This is a genomic window from Longispora fulva, from assembly GCF_015751905.1.
Taxonomy (GTDB): Bacteria; Actinomycetota; Actinomycetes; order Mycobacteriales; family Micromonosporaceae; genus Longispora; species Longispora fulva.
The window spans coordinates 3,151,244-3,163,923 of record NZ_JADOUF010000001.1; the positions used below are offsets into that span (position 1 = coordinate 3,151,244).

Annotated in this window: 10 protein-coding genes; 3 read left to right on the forward strand and 7 right to left on the reverse strand. The window is 71.5% G+C overall.

All coding sequences use genetic code 11. The features are described from left to right. Positions 1 to 13 precede the first annotated feature (13 nt). From IW245_RS13845 to IW245_RS13865, 5 genes are read right to left on the reverse strand one after another with little or no spacing between them, the layout of a single operon-like run. Positions 14 to 2,272 (reverse strand): vWA domain-containing protein, encoded by a 2,259-nt coding sequence (locus tag IW245_RS13845; protein ID WP_197003585.1) that lies wholly within the window; start codon positions 2,270 to 2,272, stop codon positions 14 to 16. Beyond that, a complete protein-coding gene (locus tag IW245_RS13850; RefSeq protein WP_197003586.1) occupies positions 2,269 to 4,338 on the reverse strand; it encodes an SAV_2336 N-terminal domain-related protein in 2,070 nt (689 codons plus the stop codon). The genes IW245_RS13845 and IW245_RS13850 overlap by 4 nt, the downstream gene beginning before the upstream one ends. A 23-nt stretch (positions 4,339 to 4,361) precedes the next feature. Further along, a complete protein-coding gene (locus IW245_RS13855) occupies positions 4,362 to 5,372 on the reverse strand; it encodes an AAA family ATPase (protein WP_197003587.1) in 1,011 nt (336 codons plus the stop codon). Continuing rightward, positions 5,369 to 6,769: a VMAP-C domain-containing protein gene (locus IW245_RS13860; RefSeq protein ID WP_197003588.1), complete on the reverse strand. Its 1,401-nt coding sequence runs from the start codon at positions 6,767 to 6,769 to the stop codon at positions 5,369 to 5,371. Before IW245_RS13860 ends, IW245_RS13855 begins: the two co-directional genes overlap by 4 nt. Beyond that, the gene (locus IW245_RS13865; RefSeq protein ID WP_197003589.1) at positions 6,766 to 7,791 is read right to left on the reverse strand and encodes a hypothetical protein; all 1,026 of its coding nucleotides are present in this window, start codon (positions 7,789 to 7,791) and stop codon (positions 6,766 to 6,768) included. Before IW245_RS13865 ends, IW245_RS13860 begins: the two co-directional genes overlap by 4 nt. A 567-nt stretch (positions 7,792 to 8,358) precedes the next feature. On the opposite strand from IW245_RS13865, the gene IW245_RS13870 reads away from it, so the two are divergent. After that, positions 8,359 to 9,810 (forward strand): pentapeptide repeat-containing protein, encoded by a 1,452-nt coding sequence (locus IW245_RS13870; RefSeq protein ID WP_197003590.1) that lies wholly within the window; start codon positions 8,359 to 8,361, stop codon positions 9,808 to 9,810. Here the strand turns inward: IW245_RS13870 and IW245_RS13875 are convergent. Together IW245_RS13875 and IW245_RS13880 are read right to left on the reverse strand one after the other, a co-directional pair. Next, on the reverse strand, positions 9,799 to 10,941 hold the full coding sequence (locus tag IW245_RS13875) for an RNA polymerase sigma factor (protein WP_197008490.1): 1,143 nt from the start codon (positions 10,939 to 10,941) through the stop codon (positions 9,799 to 9,801). The two genes, IW245_RS13870 and IW245_RS13875, sit on opposite strands and share 12 nt — an antisense overlap. A gap of 8 nt (positions 10,942 to 10,949) precedes the next feature. After that, a complete protein-coding gene (locus IW245_RS13880; RefSeq protein ID WP_197003591.1) occupies positions 10,950 to 11,357 on the reverse strand; it encodes a YciI family protein in 408 nt (135 codons plus the stop codon). A gap of 244 nt (positions 11,358 to 11,601) precedes the next feature. Here IW245_RS13880 and IW245_RS13885 point away from each other — a divergent pair, with 244 nt between their 5' ends. Together IW245_RS13885 and IW245_RS13890 are read left to right on the forward strand one after the other, a co-directional pair. Further along, positions 11,602 to 11,982 (forward strand): cupin domain-containing protein, encoded by a 381-nt coding sequence (locus IW245_RS13885; protein ID WP_197003592.1) that lies wholly within the window; start codon positions 11,602 to 11,604, stop codon positions 11,980 to 11,982. A gap of 59 nt (positions 11,983 to 12,041) precedes the next feature. Continuing rightward, positions 12,042 to 12,614, forward strand: a complete 573-nt coding sequence (locus tag IW245_RS13890; RefSeq protein ID WP_197003593.1) for a dihydrofolate reductase family protein — start codon at positions 12,042 to 12,044, stop codon at positions 12,612 to 12,614. The last annotated feature ends 66 nt before the right edge of the window (positions 12,615 to 12,680 follow it).

The following is a 12,680-nucleotide window of genomic DNA, read 5'->3' on the forward strand; positions in this document are numbered from 1 at the left end:
GTACGCAACGGGGTCACAACAGGTCGTCGTCGGCCCGCGGGCCGAACTCGCCGGCCGGCCTCGGGGGCTGCGGTGCGGCGCCCCGCGCCCCGGACGGCACCGGGTCGGAGTGCCGCAGGTCGCGGAACGTGAGCCGGATACCGGGGAGAAGTTCCTCGGGCTGGCCGGCACGGAGCACCACCCTGCCGGTGGGGCCGTCGACGCCGATCGTGCCGTCGGGCAGACGGCGGGCGTCGAACGCGCGGTCGGTGCCCATCGGGATGTCCAGCCGGGCGCGGGGCCCCTCCGGGTCGCGCACCGTGAACCGGAAGACGGCGCCGCCGGTGGGCGAGACCAGCTCGTTGAGGGTCGCGCCGCCCCGGGACAACACGAGGACCAGGCCCTGCACGTCGCGGTCGGCCCGTGCCCGCCGCGCGCGTTGCACCGCCACGGCCGCCGCGGCCAGGGCCAGGGCGCTGAGCAGGTACCAGACCCACTGGTAGCGCTGCCACCACGGCGGCGGGTAGCCGATGGTGAACGCGAACGTCAGGTTGCCGTACACCTTCGTCGGATCGGCGTCGTCCACGACGGACAGCACCGCCTGTGCGGGGCCCTGCCGGCTGGAGGGGTCGACCTGGACCGTGAAGGGCACCGTCCGCGCGCCGGCATTGGCCAGATCCACGACCCCGGGCCGCACGGTCGCGACCGTCCCCGGGTCGAACTGCCCCAGGACCAGCCGCACCCGGGGCGTGCCGCCGGAGTTGTTCGTCAGCACCATCTGGCTCTTCAGGCCGCCGCCCGGCGGGACCAGCCCGGACGGCTGGCCGAACGCCACCTGCACCGGCGGGAGGCCCCGCTGCACGGCGCCCTTGGCCGGCAGCTGCACCGGGTCCAGGCCCGCGCCGGACACCAGGCCGACGAACTCCAGGTTGCCGGTGGCGGTGGACGGGATGGTGAACTGCGCGGCGTACTCCCCGTCGTGCGCCGTACGGTCCGGGGCCCGCCCGTCATCGTTGGCGTCGACATCGATCGGCGAGAACCCCGCACCGGTCAGCCGGGCGATGACCCGCACACCCTTGAGCGCCCCGGGATCGGTGAGTCGCTCGGTCCGGGTCACCAGATGGATGCGGACCACGTCCGGCGCGCCCGGCTCGGGGCTGGGCGTGTCGGCAATGATCGACGCCTGGATCCGGCCCTGCCAGAGCACGGTGGCCGACACGTTCTCCGACGGCACCCCGGAGGACGACTGGACGTGAACCCTCCAGTTCCCGGGCGCGGGGTTGCGGATCCGCAGCACCTCGACGGGGCCGCTCTCGCCGGTCACCGAGTACGTCGCCTCGCCCCGGTCCCCCGACTTGGGCACGGCGGCGCCGGACGGGTCGTAGTAGGTGACGACGAGCCTCGGATCGCGTTTGGTGACGGCGATCGCGCCGTCCGTGGCCAGGGACGGCACCGTGACGTGCAGGTCGAGGCCAGCCCCGGAGGCCACGCTCCCGGACTCCCCCGCTCCGAAGCTGGCGCAGCGCGCCGACGCGAAGGCCTCCAACAGGGACGCGGTCACGTCGGAGGCGTTGCCGACGGTGCGGGCCTTGGGCCTGTGCGCGCCGTTGTCGCAGGACCCCTGGTAGCCGCCGGCGGCCATCTCGTCGAGGTCGCCGGTGCTGATGTCGCGGCCGAAGCCCAGCGGCCACACCTGGACGCGCCCGGCGTTGGCCTCCTTGAGCTTCTCCCCCAGCAGACGATGCCCCTCGCGGGCGCGCTGGTCCTCACTGAGGGACTCGTATCCGCTGCTCTCGGACAGGTCGAGCTTCCCGTCCGTCAACATGAAAATGATCTTGGTTTCCTCGGTGCCCGGCTGGGCCATCAGCGACAGCGCCTGCCCGTAGGCGGAGACGAAGTCCGTGCCGTACCCCTGCTCCCTGGTCCGGATCCTCAGGGTCGACACGCACGTCGACAGGTTCGCGCGGGCCGTCTTCAACGGAGCCAACTCGCACGCCGGGTCCGTGGGCCGCTGGCCGTCGCCCTTCGCGCTCGCGAACCCGAGCACCGCCACCGTGGAGTCCTCGGAGAACTCGCTCTGCGCGAGAATCGACGCGGCCTCCCGCTCGGCGGCTACCCCCTCCTCCTCCAGCGACCCGGACTCGTCGACCAGGATCACCATCCGCACCGGGCGGGGATCCAGACTCGGCGTCCCCGGATCGGCGCGCCCGGCGCGGGGCGGCGGGGCGAGAGCCACCAGCGCCGCCAACACCGCGACGCCGGTCCCGGCGGCCAGCCGTCGGACAGTGATCATGATTGCCGCTCCGTTCCTGACGAGGCGGGCAGGTCCTGCACCGCCAACGGGACCAGCCGGTCGCCCCCACTGCGGGCCAGCCAGCGGCGCCCGACGTCCTCGGCGAACTCGCGCGCCCGACCCAGCCGGGTGCCGGGGCCCCAGTCCTCGGCCGGGGTGCCCCGGACGACCACCCACAGGGCGTCCTCGAAGTCCGGCGTGCTCCGCAGCCCCCACCCCCGCAACACCCCCAGCACGGCCTGGTACGCATGGTCGAACGGCCTGACGTTCCGCCACAGCCGCAACCGCAACTCGGTCGCGATCTGCCGGTCCAACCCAGGCCGGCCGTGGTAGACCGCCGACATCGCGTGCCGGTTCTCCGTGGTCAGCACCACCTGCGGCGACTCCCTGGACTCCAGGTGCCGGACGAGCACCCGGGCCACCCCGTCCAGCTCCGTGGACTGCAACAGCTCAGCCCCGGCGATCCGCAACACCCCGGCCCGGGCCGCCCGCAGCTCGGCGACGAACGACTCGGTCGTGGAGACCACGTCGCGCTCCAACAACCGGCCGAGGTGCACCGAGCGCACCGGCGCCTCCCCGAACCGGAGCCGGATCTCCAACCGGGCCTGCGGCTCCACCGTGGACTCGATGGAACACGCCGACTGCGGCAACCACGTGACCGGACCCCGGTCGCGGGCGATGGCGTACAGGCCCGGCGTGCCGCCGACCCTCGGCACGAGGGCGGCGAGACGCTCGGGGCTGCGACCGATCCGGCGGTCGAGCATCAGGCCCACCCGGCGGCGGATCCGGTCGCGCTCCCGGGGATGCACCTGCGCGGTCAGCTCGTCACGGACATCGTCGCGCAACAGACCCGACGCGTTGACCAGGTCGCTGTCGAGCACCTCGGCGAGCTCCAGGGGACCGGAGTTCGGCAGGGCGACCTGTTGCACGATCGCCATGAAACGGGCCGTCAGCGGGAAGTCGGCCAGATAGACGAGAAGGGAGTACGCCAGCGGGGAGTACGTCGCCCGGAACCGGCGCACCGCCTCGGCGGCGCTCAGGGCCGGTCGCTCGACCACGGGGTCGGGCCCGTCCGGCAACGCCGAAGGGTCCAGGAGCAGCTGCGGAGACCAGTCCGCCCCGCCCGCGAGCAGCTCGGCGAGCCAGCGCACCCGGCGGGGATGCAACTCGACGACGGGCACCGGATCCGGGTGCCGCACGCCGTCGGCGGTGCGACCACGCCACCGACCGTTCGGCGACAGTGGCCGATCCAGCTTGACCTTTCCGGGTACCACCCTCAACCCCCGCCTGGGCCACAGCCGCGGCGGGGTCAGGCTGAGCACCGCCACCGGGCTGTGCGCGCCCCAGCGGCGCAGCAAAGCGGGGTAGGTGACGTTCCAGTGCGGGTCCGCGCCATCGGTGACGACCAGGAACAGGGTCCGCCCGGTGGGGTCGGCCAACCCGGACGCGGCGATCGGCGGACGCGACCCGCTCCGCACGGTCGGCGGACCGTCCGCCGGCCGCTGCAGCTCCCACCGGCGCAGCAGCCGAAACGCGCCCAGCGTCTCCGTTAGCTCGTGCAACTGCCGGACGAAACCCGACCACTTCGCCATCGACGGGGCGTCATCGACCACCAGTGCGAGGTCCGGCCAGCGTTCGAGCCGGGGCCGCACCACCGGCTCCCACAGGCCCTCCTCGGCGATCCGGCGCGCGGTGGCCGCCTCGTCGAGTTCCCTGCGGTCCACCGACGGCCGACGGATCCGCAGCGGGCGCAGGGCACGGCTCAACGCGAGGGACCCGGGGGCGGCCGGGCCGGCGGGCAACCAGTAGGCGTCGCCCTCCATCTCCTGCTGGTCGAGGCCGTCGAACGGGGGCTCCGGCTGCACGTACACCGGGGCCTTCCCCAACGGGGACACCGACCCGGACCGCTCGGCATACTCCGGGTACAGCGGGCGCGGTGTCAGGCCGGCCCCGCCGCCGAGGGGCGCGGACGTGGTGTACCCGGCGAGGACCAGGGCGTCGGCGATCCGGCCGGCGGTGGGCTCGACGTCCAGGTCCCGCAACGTGGACGCCACCTGGTCGATCACCGCCGAACCGTCCCGGTGCCCGGTCACGTCGGGTCCAACCCCTGCATGATCTGCAACTCCACGCTCGCCGGGGCCGGACGGTCCTCAGGGCAGGACGCCGCCAGGTAGATCGCGTCGATCAGCTGATCGGTGGCCAGCGTCCGGGTCTCCCTGGCCTCGACGAACTCGCGGATCCGCGCGCCGTGCTCCCCGGGAACCCCGTCCAACAACCGGTGCACGATCGTCTCCAGCTGCTGCTCCGACGGTGGTTCGAGCTTCAGCCGCAGGCACCTGCGCAGGAACGGCGCGGGGAACGGACGTTCCCCGTTGCTGGTCATCACCACGAACGGGAACTGGTTGCAGCGCACCCAGCCCCTCGGCACCACCGTCGGCGTGTCGGAGTCCTCGGTCAGGACGCTGACCGGCGCGGACTCCCCGCCCGGTTCGCTCTCGGCGAGTCTGGCCAGCTCCCTGATCCGGAAGCCGCCCTCCTCGAACACGTGCAGCAGGTCGTTGGGCAGGTCGATGTCGCTCTTGTCGAGTTCGTCGATGAGGACGACCCGCGGCCGGTTCCACGGCAGCAGGGCGGTCCCGAGCGGCCCGAGGCGAATATAGCGGCCGATGTCACCGGGGCCGAACGGACCGTCCGCCGCCGGCGACCGGCCCTGCTGGAGGGACTGGGCCCGGACGTGGCCGATGGCGTCGTATTCATACAGGCCGTCCGACAGCCGGCTGGCGCTGGTGACGGGCCACCGCAGCACCGGGCCCAGCCGCAGCTCGGTGGCGACCAGTTGGGCCAGGGTCGACTTGCCCACCCCGGCGTCCCCGGTCACCAGCAGGGGTCTGCGCAGGGTGAGGGCGGCGTTGACCATGTCGACGGCATCGGTGTTGAGGAGTTCGGCCAGCCGGTACTCCCGCCGCTCGACGATCGTGTCGACGTCGCGGACCGGGCCGGATGGGGTGAACGACCGCCAGGTCGGCGGGGCGACCAGCTGATCCCACCGTTCCGGCTCCGCGGGCCGGCCCTCACCCTTGAAGATCTGCCAGTCGCTCATGGTTCTCTCGGCTCCTTCCAGGTCAACGTCGTGCCGTCGGGGAACCAGTGCGGGTTGTCCCAGATCAGAGCTACGTCGCGGCCTTTTCTGCGGCGGTGCTCGCGGAGCATGTCCGGCATCTTGATGGGCGACATCGAGGTGAGGATCCGAACGGCCTCGCCGCCGCGGTGCCACAGGATCAGCGGCGTGCCCCGGCCGATCATCCGGTGGATGAACCGTTCCCGGTCCGGCCCCATGTTGCCCACCACGACCCCGACGCAGTCGGGTTCGATCGTCGCCGCGGGGCTCGCCACGCGGGCGATGCGGTGCGTGTCGGCCTTGAGCCCGAGGAGGTCTCCCCAGCGGACCGTGTGATCGACCCGGACCGACTCCGGCGGCCGTTGCCGGTCCAGCCGCAGCACCACCGGCAGCAGCTCACCGAGCGGCAGGTCCGCGGTCGGCCAGCGTTCGACCGGCTCGCCGAACAGCAGCTCCTCCGGCAGCAGGAACTCCAGGATGGGCTGCTTGTCCCCCAGGTCGCCGCCCTCGGCCAGCTCCCGCTCCAGCGCCGTCCACAGCACGCCGGGCAGCTCCCGCAGCCCGATAGCGTCCCGGTCGGGGACCACGATGGTCTGCGCCTCGCGGACGACCGGCGCGGTGTCGGGCTCGCGGGTGTCGAGATACCACCACATCGTCAGCTCGTAGTCGTCAGGCGAGTGCCGGGCGATCCGGGTGGCGATGTGTTTGCGGCTGCCCCAGTTCTCCGAGGGCAGCTTGCTCTCCAGGTTCGGAACCCGGTCGCCCAACCCGCTTTCGATGTAACGCCGGCAGATGTCCCTGATCGACTCCGCAGTGTCGGTGAACCCGCTGCTGAGGTGTTCGCACCGGTAGGCGACCCGGCGCAGGAACGTCCACAGCACGAGGGGCGCGTGCGCCAGCAGAACGTCGATGCAGTCGTGGAAGTCCCGGATCGACGACAGCGGGTCGAGCTTGCCGAACTCCGACCGGGTGATCTGGTAGGCCGTCCGCCAGTCCTGCGGGATGGGCGAGAGCACCTTGAGTTCGTCGCGGAGCCGGTTGAGATGCCCCTTCTCCTCGGGGTGGGCGAGCTCGTCGAGGTAGTCGACCAGGGCCTTGACGGACTTCTTCTGCGGCGGGAACAGCCACGGCAGGCTGGTGCAGATGTCGTACAGCTTCAGTGCCGGCGACACCTCGTCGTACTCCTCGAACAGCTCCCGCACGACCTCCAGACAGTCCCGCGCCTCACTGCCCGGGACCCAGTCGGGCAGGAAGCCGTGGATCTCCGTCTGCAACTCCCGGACCAGCTCCCGCAACATTCCGCCCCGGTGGGCGGGCGACGGGTGCACATCCGCCAGCAGCGTGGCGACCTTGCGGTGCTCGGCGTGCGTGCCGGTCATGACACCCCCTCACCGTCGAGGTGGGCCAGCAGCGCCCGGACCGACCGGGCGTCGGGCGGGAAGAGGTGGGGCAGCGCACGGCAGATGCCGGCGAGGATCTGCTCCCCGTCCTCGATCTCCCACAGCGCGCGCGTGACGTCCAGACAGTCCCGGAAGGAGTGCTCGGGCGTCCAGCCGTCCAGAAAGCCGCCGAACTCCGACCGCAGCTCGTCGACCAGGGCGGTCAGGCCGTCGCGCCCCTGCCGGAACGCCGGCACGGCGCGCAGGAGGGTCGCCGCTTCCCGGTGTCCGGGCCGGTGGACCCGCGCGGGTCCGCCGGCCGCCGGTTCGGGTGTGGTCGGCGCGGGCGGCCGCGGGACGGTCAGGGTCTGGCCGTCGACGTCCCGGTAGGACAGGACTCCCAGCCCCGGATCGCCGCTCTCCGCGATCCGCGAGGACAGGGTCTGAAACAGCCACGGCGTCGGTAGCGGCCAGGCGGTGGCGGACTCCAGCAGCTCCAGCAGGCTCCGCGTGAGCTGTCCCCTGGCGTGCAGCACCGACTGCCGTCGACCGGGAGCGGGGCTGCCGGCCCCGAGTTCCACTCTGGTGGGTGCCGGACCGGGTTCCGCTGTCACGTCGCTGGTGTCGAGCAGGACCACCTGTTCCGGGTATCGGACGGTCGAGGTGCGCAGCCACGCCAGCAGACCGTCGCGGTCGAGCGCCTCCGGCCGCCCCGCGGCGGGGAGGCACAGTTGGGTGCCGTCCTGGAGGCTGGGGCCGGCCCAGTACACGAACAACGCGTCGCCTCCGGTCGCCGGCAGTTCCGCGGTGAGGAACTCGACCAGCCCGGTCGCCGGCCGGGACACGGCGGAGGCCACCTCCGGTGCGGTGAAACAGGCGATCCGGTCGGCCGGCACCCGCATCCGGGCCAGCCAGTCCAGGACCCGCGCCGCCTCCCGCACTGCACCGGGCACGCGCCGTCCGGCCCCGGTCTCCTCGACGGCCACGACCACGGCCCGGCTGAACTCCGGTCGGGCCGTCACGATCCCACCGGTACGACTACACCGGCCGCATCCCGTCGGGACCGGGCCCCTGTGCCGTATTCGTCGTCGCGAACACCGATGCCTGGGACAGTGCTAGAAGTCGACACCGCGCATGTCTCCTCGGGAATGGCCGTCAGCGGTGGGCCGCGTCCTGCTGGCGTGGAGCGTCTTCGCAGCTCGACGGCAGGAGAAAGTGGCGTGAATGGTCCTTACGGGAGGATCACGCTACCGACGGGCACAAGAGATTCGCAACGACCGAATGGCCAAGGTCGACCATCGGGAAACCACGGATTGAATTGTGCCTACAATTCTGGAACTCCTCGGGGGCATTTCCGGATCCGAGTGCGCCTGGCAGCGACGAGAAAGATCCAACGCCACGCGACCGGAACCATTCCCCGATCTCCCGTTGCGCAACTCTTACAATGGGCGACTACGCACAGTAAGTATGTCGGAAGATTGACAGGTTTTTCCGGTAACCAAAGGGCATCCGGCGAGGCCGCAGCTCGGGCCGTCCCATGTCGACTACCCGATTGCGGTCACCGGACCGTTCGCATAAGACGATCAGCTATGACCACTCCCCCGGTACCCGCCCCCGCCACCAGCGCCCTGCGGCGACGGCAGCTGATGGAGATCCGCCGGGCGGTCGCCGTCGCCGTCCTCGCCGGCGTCGCCCTGATCCTGGCGATGAGCGCCGTGGCGTGGTGGCTGGGCGGCACGCCCACCCTGCGGCGCGAACCACAGATCTCCGCCACCGGCGTCTACAACCTGCTCAAACTCATCTTCGCCGTGGTCGCCGGCATCGGCGGCATCGTGGCACTCGTGGTCTCATACCGCCGCCAGCAGTACGTGGAGGCCGCCGACGAACGGGCCGAGGCCGCGCACATCCTCGCCGAGGCGGCCGAACAGCGCTCCGCCGCCCGCCAACTCCTCGACCAGGTCGCCGACGAGCGGGCATCACTGGCGTCACGCCGCGACGACACCCGGCTGTTCAACGAACGCTACGCGCGGGCGTCAGAACAACTCGGCTCGCTCCGCCCGGCCGTCCGGATGGCCGGCGTGCACGCGATGGCCGGCCTCGCCGACGACTGGGAACACGGCCGCCAATCCTGCGTCGACGTGCTGTGCGCCTATCTGCGGATCCCTTATTCCCCACCGAGCGACCCGACCCTTTCCCCGACACCACCCACCCCGGAATGGCTGGCCCGACAGGACGAGATCCGGGCCGAACAACAGGTCCGCTACACCGCCATTCGCATCATCGCCCACCGGCTGCGTCCCGACGCCGAAACCTCGTGGCAGGGTCATTCCCTCGACTTCACGGGAGCGACATTCGACGGTGGCGATTTCCACGACGCCGTATTCTCCGCCGGCCGGGTCGATTTCACCGAGGCGACCTTTCCGGCGGGCCTCACGAGTTTCGAGGGAGCGCAATTCACCGGCGCGACGGTCTCCTTCTCCCGGGCACAATTCACCGGCGCCACCCTCCTATTCACCGGCGCGGCGTTCCTGGCCGCAGACACCACTTTCGACGGCGCCAGATTCTCCCGTGGCCGGGTCATGTTCGACCACGCCCGCGTCGAGGCCGGGCTGGTCTTCGACCGCGCCGACCTCGACGACTGCCTCCTGTCGTTCACGGCGCTGACGGTCGCGGCGGGCTCGGTGTCGTTCGCCGCCACCCGGGTCAACGGCGGCACGGTCCACTTCCAGGACGCCGAGATCGCCGGGCAGGGCAGAATGGCGTTTCACTCCACCGACTTCTCCGGCGGCACGGTGACGTTCGCCAACACCGGCTTCCTCGGCGGCGACACGTCCTTTCAGGGCTCCTCGTTCACCGGCTGCGTCGTCACCCTCGCGGGCGCCCGGTTCGCCGGCGGCAGGGTGACCTTCGACGGCATCCGGATCCACCCGGGGCCCGCCCCGCGACTCGACGCCTCGATCGTGGCCGCACCGCCGCCAGGCCTGGAACTCGGCCCGATGCTGACCGTGACACCGTCGACACCCGGGACCTCACCGGAGTAAGGCGTTGAGCCGGGCGGCCTGGCGGGTCAGGTGGTCGCGCTCGGCGAGGTTGGACGCCCGGTGGGCCGCCTCGGCGTACAGCCGTGCGGCCATGGCCAGGTCGCCGTCGCGCTCGTGCAGGTACGCGGCCACCGCCGTGTGCCGGGGCAGCGCGTCATCCAACGCCGCCAACGCCGCCAGTCCAGCGCGCGGCCCATCGGCCTCGCCGACGGCCACCGCGCGGTTGAGCCGGACGACCGGGCTGTCGGTGAGGCGCGCGAGTTCGTCGTACCACTCGACGATCTGAACCCAGTCGGTCTCCGCGGCGGCGGGCGCGTCGGCGTGCAGCGCGGCGATGGCCGCCTGGGCCTGGTACTCGCCCAGCCGGTCGCGCGCGAGGGCCGCCTGCAGGATCTCCACGCCCTCGGCGATCGACCGGGTGTCCCACCGGGCACGGTCCTGTTCGGCGAGCGGCACCAGACTGCCGTCGGGCGCGGTGCGGGCGGCGCGCCGGGCGTGGTGCAGCAGCATGAGGGCGAGCAGCCCCGCCACCTCGGGGTGGTCGATCGTGGCCGAGAGCTGCCGGGTGATCCGGATGGCCTCGGCCGCGAGGTCGACGTCGCCGGAGTAGCCCTCGTTGAAGATCAGGTAGCAGACGCGCAGCACCGTGGCGACATCGCCGGGCTGGTCGAACCGCACACCGGCCACGGTGCGCTTGGCCCGGCTGATCCGCTGCGCCATGGTCGCCTCGGGCACCAGATAGGCGCTCGCGATCTGGCGGGTGGTCAGCCCGCCGACGGCGCGCAGCGTGAGCGCGACCGCCGACGACGGCGTCAACGACGGGTGCGCGCACAGGAAGTAGAGCTGCAGCGTGTCGTCCACCGCCGGCGCGGGACCGGGCACCGGCTCCTCGTCGAGGAGGTCCTCGCGACGGCGGCGGGCGGCGTCCGCGCGGGTCGCGTCGAGGAACTTGCGCCAGGCCACGGTGACCAGCCAGCCCTTCGGGTCCCGCGGCGGGTCGGCCGGCCAGACCCGGACCGCCTCGACCAGCGCGTCCTGCACGGCGTCCTCGGCCGCCGCGAAGTCAGCTCCGCGGCGGACGAGGATCCCGAGCACACCCGGCGTGAGGCTGCGGAGCATGACCTCGTTCACCGGATCGTTCACTCCGTGATGGTGGGCGACACGCCGTAGAACGGGCGCACCTCGAGCCACTCGTGGATCGGCTTCCCACCCGCCCCGGGGGCCGCCGACAGCTCCCCGGCCAGCTCGACGGCACGCTCCTGGGTGTCGACGTCGATCACCATCCAGCCGGCGATGAGGTCCTTGGTCTCGGCGAACGGGCCGTCGGTGACCGGCGGGCGCCCCTCCCCGTCGTAGCGGACCCACAACCCCTCGGCGGCCAGCGCCTGACCGTCGACGAACTCGCCGGTCCCCTCGAGCCGGGCGGCGAAGTCACGCATGTACCCCACATGTGCCGTGATCTCCTCCGGCGTCCACTGGTCCATGGGGACGTCGTTGACCGCGGTCGGGGCGCCACGGTAGTGCTTGAGCAGCAGATACTTGGCCATTGTGTGTCTCCTCGATGCTGGTGCGACCCCCATTCTGGTCGCGTTCACCGCAGGGACGGAGCCGGCCACCCGATCTCGACATCGTCGGTCGAAAAACTTTTGGACCTCGCGGAGAACCTGGGCCGGGCGAGGTCAGCGTCCCGCACCCCACACCGTTGTACCGGAAACCAGTCTAAAATATGATCAAATGGGGCACCCTCTCAGTGATCTCAGCGCGTGCCCACGGCCGAGGGAGGCGACGGACATGTCGAAGATCTCCAAGGACACGGCGACCCAGGGTGGCGACTACGGCGAAGTGGTCGACCACGCCGACCAGCTCGACGAGTACACGGTCAACTTCGTGGAGTTCCACGCGGACGTCGACGGCACCCCGCTACTGAAGGGACTGCCGGACGACCGGTGCCAATGCCCGCACTGGGGCTACGTGCTCCACGGCAAGGCCACCTTCAAGTTCGCCGACCGCGAGGAGGTCTACGAGGCCGGCGACGCGTTCTACACGCCGCCGGGGCACATTCCGGTCAAGCACGAACCGGGCACGGAGTTCGTGATGTTCAGCCCCACCGAGGAGATGCAGAAGACCGAGGCCGCCATGGCGCGCAACATGGAGGCGATGCAGGCCCGCTGACGCACCCGCGTGATGTCCTTCGCCGCGTGCGACCACACCGCCCCCAAGGAGGACGTCCGATGCGCAGCGTCACGTACTCGATGGGCGTCTCACTGGACGGCTACATCGTCGGCCCGGACGGCGGCTTCGACTGGACGGCGCCCGACAAGGAGGTCTTCCGCTTCTGGATCGACGAGATACGAACGGTCGGCGTCCACCTGTTGGGCCGGCGCCTGTACGAGACGATGCTGTACTGGGAGACCGCCGAGCAGGATCACTCCCTCGACGACTCCGAACACGAGTGGGCCGCGCTCTGGAACCCGCTGCCCAAGGTGGTGTTCTCCACCACGCTCTCGACCGTGCTGGGCAATGCCCGGCTGCTCACCGGCGGCCTGGCCGAGGAGATCGAACGGTTGCGGGTCGAGCCCGCGCGGGGCGACATCGCGATCGGCGGTGCGACGCTGGCTGCCGAGGCGGCCGAGGCGGGCCTGATCGACGAGTACCGCACCATGGTCTATCCGGTACTGGTGGGCGGCGGCGTTCCGTTCTTCCCCCGGCGCGGACGCCGGGTGGATCTCGAACTCGTCGAGACCCGCACCTTCAGCTCAGGAGTCGTCCACCTCCGCCACCGGGTGACGCGCCCGTCGGCCTGAGGCGGTCACCGCGCGCTCCTCGGAGAACCGGCCCCGGGAGCCAGCACCGGCTGGGATACTCACGAT

What these genes read in the sequence shown, in the direction of transcription:
- IW245_RS13845 (WP_197003585.1), bottom strand. Translation starts at nt 2,272, where the DNA reads ATGATCACTGTCCGACGGCTGGCCGCCGGGACCGGCGTCGCGGTGTTG.
- IW245_RS13855 (WP_197003587.1), bottom strand. Translation starts at nt 5,372, where the DNA reads ATGAGCGACTGGCAGATCTTCAAGGGTGAGGGCCGGCCCGCGGAGCCG.
- IW245_RS13860 (WP_197003588.1), bottom strand. Translation starts at nt 6,769, where the DNA reads ATGACCGGCACGCACGCCGAGCACCGCAAGGTCGCCACGCTGCTGGCG.
- IW245_RS13870 (WP_197003590.1), top strand. Translation starts at nt 8,359, where the DNA reads ATGACCACTCCCCCGGTACCCGCCCCCGCCACCAGCGCCCTGCGGCGA.
- IW245_RS13880 (WP_197003591.1), bottom strand. Translation starts at nt 11,357, where the DNA reads ATGGCCAAGTATCTGCTGCTCAAGCACTACCGTGGCGCCCCGACCGCG.
- IW245_RS13885 (WP_197003592.1), top strand. Translation starts at nt 11,602, where the DNA reads ATGTCGAAGATCTCCAAGGACACGGCGACCCAGGGTGGCGACTACGGC.
- IW245_RS13890 (WP_197003593.1), top strand. Translation starts at nt 12,042, where the DNA reads ATGCGCAGCGTCACGTACTCGATGGGCGTCTCACTGGACGGCTACATC.